Annotated in this window: 2 protein-coding genes; both read right to left on the bottom strand. The window is 73.3% G+C overall.

The window, feature by feature from the left end; all coding sequences use genetic code 11:
• Positions 1–147 precede the first annotated feature (147 nt).
• Positions 148–315 carry a hypothetical protein gene (locus tag N5079_RS35120; protein ID WP_261588539.1) on the bottom strand — a complete coding sequence of 56 codons (168 nt, stop codon included), beginning with the start codon at positions 313–315 and terminating at the stop codon, positions 148–150.
• A gap of 9 nt (positions 316–324) precedes the next feature.
• The coding region (locus tag N5079_RS35115) for a hypothetical protein (protein WP_261588538.1) at positions 325–652 on the bottom strand (328 nt) is incomplete at its 5' end.

Here is a 652-nt window from a genome sequence, read left to right as displayed (position 1 = left end):
ACAGGGACCGGCCCCACAGGGACCGGCCCCACCGGGACCGGCCCCACCGGGACCGACTCCACCGGGACCGACTCCGCAGCCGCCGGCTCCATGGGGACGGCGCGTCCCGGATCCACAACCTCCGCCTCCGGACGTCCCACCTCCGCTTCACGGTCGCCCGACGGGGGCCCGGCAGACCATGCCCCCGCGGACCATGCCCTCGCGGACCGTGCTCTCGCGGGCGGTGGTCTGGCGGGCGGTGGTCTGGCAGGCGGTGGTCTGGCGGGCCAGCCGAGGCACCGGAAGGCAGAGGGCGTCTCGCCGGACGACGGCCAACTGGGCGACCTATGGCCAGACCACACCGGCGGCCTTCAACCGACCGCTCCGGCACCAGACGATCCATGGCCCGGCGAACCCAGCGAACCCGGCGAACCCAACGACGGCGAACCCAGCGAACCCAGCGAACCCGGCGAACCCGGCGATCGCCCCGGCGACTCCTATGAGGACTACGCCGACCCCACCGACCACAGGGCCGATCAGCAAGCCGGTCAAACCACGCATCCGGGAGCCGATGAAACGGCCGGCGACTGTGGTCACAGCGGCGACCTCGGACCAGGGCACAGGCCACACCAGGCGGCGGAACAAGAGGAGGCAGCCCAGGGGGCGCAGGAGC

This window comes from Planotetraspora sp. A-T 1434, from assembly GCF_025420585.1.
Taxonomy (GTDB): Bacteria; Actinomycetota; Actinomycetes; order Streptosporangiales; family Streptosporangiaceae; genus JAOEGB01.
This window is presented reverse-complemented; position numbering and strand designations above follow the sequence as displayed.